The organism is Kaarinaea lacus (assembly GCF_975902315.1).
In genome coordinates this window covers 1-2,968 of record NZ_CDLKIE010000252.1, presented here as the reverse complement: position 1 = coordinate 2,968, position 2,968 = coordinate 1, and the positions used below count along the sequence as shown (strand labels likewise).

Genomic DNA, 2,968 nt, shown 5'->3' with positions numbered 1-2,968 from the left:
CAATAACATTGTCATGGCAACTGGAACAGATGCCCAATACCTGTGTATGGTCGACGCCCAATGCCGCCGGGTGGAAGGGGACTGGCCCGGCGGCATGGCAGGCGTCGCACAAATCGGTAGTGTTGATATGCGTTGCAGGTTTACCGGTAGCCACTGCATTGTTATGACAGCTGGCACAGGTGCCGATGACTTGAGCATGATCCACGGCAGCTGCGTCAACCGGCGTCCATTGCGCGGGAAATTTTTCATGGCAACTGTCACATACATCGCTGGCGCTGATGTGACCGGCACTTTTACCACTGGCGTCAATGTTGTTGTGACAACTTATGCAATTGCCAGCAAAGCTGGAATGATCGACTGCGGCAGGTATCCACTGCTTGGTGCTATGGCAAGTATCACATTCCTGGTTTGTGGTTACATGCGATGCATGTTTTCCCGTGGCAATAACATTGTCATGGCAACTGGAACAGCTGCCCAGTACATGGTCGTGGTCCACCTGTAAGATCAGGCTCCAGGTTGCCGGGGCTGGTGCGTGGCAGTTTTCACAAAACATAGTGGTATTAATATGATTTGCCGGTTTACCGCCACTGATAAAACCATTGTGGCAGTCAGCACAGGGACCAGTAACTTCGCTGTGGTCGACCTGGGTGGGGGGTAACCAGGCGGTTGTGCGGTGACACGCGTCGCAAGTTTCACTACTGGGAATATGTGAGGCGTGTTTTCCGCTAGCGTCAATACCATTGTGACAGGATATGCAGGGTTGGCCGCTTACAGAGCTGTGATCAAATGAGCTAACCAACCAGCTGTTGACGTTATGGCAGGCGTCGCAGTCCAGTACAGTTGGTATGTGGTTGGGCGGTTTGCCTGTGGCGGTAACACCATCGTGACAACCCATACAGGGTTGGCTAACCAGGATACTGTGGTCCATGACGGTTGTCATTGCCGAAGATTCAAAACCCTGGGTTGTATGACAGATGTCGCAAGCTTCAAAGACGGGAATATGATTAGAGTTGGTGCCAACGGCAAATATATTGTCATGGCACTCTACGCATTGACGAGGTAATTCGTCAAACACACCGCCCAGGTGGCATTTTTCGCAATCTATAAGAGTGTGTTGACCATCCAGAGTAAATCCGGTGGATGAATGATCGAATTCAGAAACTTCAATGTCGTCGAATATTGCCAGATCAGTTGCAGCCAATACCGAAACTGGTACTGTTAACGTAACTATATATTGGAAATATACGAACAACATGCGGCAACATTTTTTTGCCGCCAACAAAGATATGAGATTACTGATGCAATCCGCTGAACACTTCACACGCCCAATCACACGCCAAACTCCCTACCACAGAGATACATCTAATACATATGGCTGAAACGCTTATTTGCGTCTCTTATATACAGCGATTCGTTAACGAGGCGACATTTACTGTTCGCCAGCAATCAAAACGATGCGATATACAAGATGCCCCCGACGTTACTTTTTATTGCTCAACAAGAGCTTTATATAGCGTTACTGGTTATCAAAAATGACAATGCAAAATTGGCGTTGTCCATTTGTTGATTTACACTGAGTTAATGAAGTAAACAGCTTAATGAACCAAAACGATTAAGTTGATAAAGAATATTTCGTAGGTTCTATGGATAAAGAATAATAGATAATTGTGGAGACAGAGATAGTCCGTTATTGGAAATCGATGTAGTAAAAATCTTACGTAAAATGAAGCTTAAGGTTTGCTTAACACTTTTTCATTCAATACATTTTGTAATGTGTTATTAAGGTTCTCATTGAACAGTCATCACAAATCATATGACAGATAACTTCAAGCAGTAGAGATTTAATCGTTTTTGTTTCTACATACTATTTATATAGTTAATGTAGTTAATATAGTTAATTTAGTTAGTAGTGTTCGAAGCTCCCTTATTTAAAGGTTTAGTTTTCTAATTTATTCAGCCAAAAAATAATGACAGACACTGCAAAAATCAACAACGTAGATTTCCCTGCAAAGCAGATCTGCAACATCCCAAAAGCGGGATCAGAGAAAAATTTCTTTCAATATTAGCAACAATTGTTCTCTGAACCCGTTTCCCCATTAGACTTCTCTATCTATTCTGTCAGTTGTTCACCTGTGCCGCCGGCTTCTTCTGGAAGGTCTTTGAACTTGGGTAGTCCATCTTTTATGGAATGTACTGATTCCTGGTAATGCACATGGAAACCTGGCCTGAAAATAAAATCCTCGATTACCGCGGAAGGTATATCGACCAGGCCCATTGTTGGATGATCTGTATATAGATGACCTCCACACTTTTTGCACCATGCGCGATTACTGACAACAGTTTTGTCACCGGAAAGCGGATTCCCTGTAAATCCATCGATATTTTCTTTACCTTTTGTAATCTGGATCTTTTCGTGTTTCCATAAGGTAAATCCACTAACGGGGCTTGCGGACCAATGTCGGCATGATTCGCAATGGCAATAGGCCATTACTTCAGGATTGCCACTTAAAGTAAATTCAACATCACCACAAAAGCAATGGCCTGTGTATTGTGAATGGTCGCTCATGATTTTCTCCTTTGGTGTCGTGTTTGTCTTTTATTCTTCAAACACTGCTGGTGATTGTGATCGAGTATTGATATGCAATTGAAAAATATCCGGGCGCGAATAGTGGCCAACGACATCAAGGGTTCTTCTGGCAATAGCGACTTTTTCGAGATCAATATCGTGGTACATAATGCCGGCTTGCTTATTCATCGGTCCGGCAACAATTTCACCGCCTGGTGCGATGACGACGGAGTCCCCCGGATTTACCCACTCTTCCTCATCGGGATACAAAGTTTCTTTCTCCGGAAAGTCTTCAGGAATATCGCTGCCTTTCATGAGATTGCCGCAACCTACAACCCAGCAGCAGCCTTCACGAGCAATGTGTTGCAGGCTGCCCAGCCAGTTATCACCGCTGTCATAAGT

At 44.4% G+C, this 2,968-nt stretch carries 3 protein-coding genes; all 3 read right to left on the bottom strand.

Annotated elements, in window-relative coordinates; all coding sequences use genetic code 11:
- Positions 1–1,201: hypothetical protein (locus tag ACWVCM_RS07820; protein WP_455201172.1), on the bottom strand; the 1,201-nt coding region annotated here is incomplete at its 3' end.
- Positions 1,202–2,110: 909 nt separating this feature from the next.
- Positions 2,111–2,566 carry a GFA family protein gene (locus tag ACWVCM_RS07815; protein WP_455201171.1) on the bottom strand — a complete coding sequence of 152 codons (456 nt, stop codon included), beginning with the start codon at positions 2,564–2,566 and terminating at the stop codon, positions 2,111–2,113.
- A gap of 30 nt (positions 2,567–2,596) precedes the next feature.
- Positions 2,597–2,968: nitrilase-related carbon-nitrogen hydrolase (locus tag ACWVCM_RS07810; protein ID WP_455201170.1), on the bottom strand; the 372-nt coding region annotated here is incomplete at its 5' end.

What these genes read in the sequence shown, in the direction of transcription:
- ACWVCM_RS07815 (WP_455201171.1), bottom strand. Translation starts at nt 2,566, where the DNA reads ATGAGCGACCATTCACAATACACAGGCCATTGCTTTTGTGGTGATGTT.